Below are 481 nucleotides of genomic sequence, written 5' to 3' on the forward strand. Positions count from 1 at the left end.
GCGGAGGACGCGGCGGCCCTGGTGTCGCTGGTCGACCTGCCGGACGAGCCCGTCGGCGTCGGCGCGCGCCTCCTGGACGGCGCCCCGCCGACTCGGGAGGTGCTGGCCCGGGCCGTCTTCGAGGGCAGGCCCGGCCATCCGGTGCTGCTCGGTCGCGATCACTGGGCGGAGCTGATCGCCCGCGTCCACGGCGACTCCGGCGCCCGCGACCTGCTGAGCGGTGCAGACGTCCGTCGCATCGAATGCGGCGACCTCTGGTCCGGCCTCGACCGTGACGGACCGGGCTGAGCCGGTCACGTGAGCCCCGCGTCGTCGAGGGCGCCGGCGAGCGCGCGCCAGGCGAGCGTCGCGCACACCGAGCGGACGGGGTTGCCCGCGACGACGAGCAGCGCCTCCTCGTCCCCCGCGAGCGAGCCGGAGCCGCGCGCCATCGCCGCGAGGAACAGCACGAGGCGCTCGCGCACCACGGCGACCGACACGG

2 protein-coding genes are annotated in these 481 nt (G+C 77.1%); one reads left to right on the top strand and one right to left on the bottom strand.

The window, feature by feature from the left end:
* Nucleotides 1–288 (top strand): NTP transferase domain-containing protein (locus ACH61_RS15830; RefSeq protein ID WP_153038973.1); only part of this gene is annotated, 288 nt, incomplete at its 5' end.
* A gap of 5 nt (nt 289–293) precedes the next feature.
* On the opposite strand, the gene ACH61_RS17770 is transcribed toward ACH61_RS15830, so the two are convergent.
* Nucleotides 294–481 (bottom strand): iron-sulfur cluster assembly scaffold protein (locus ACH61_RS17770; RefSeq protein ID WP_201787637.1); only part of this gene is annotated, 188 nt, incomplete at its 5' end.

The organism is Rathayibacter tanaceti, assembly GCF_001634385.1.
Taxonomy (GTDB): domain Bacteria; phylum Actinomycetota; class Actinomycetes; order Actinomycetales; family Microbacteriaceae; genus Rathayibacter; species Rathayibacter tanaceti.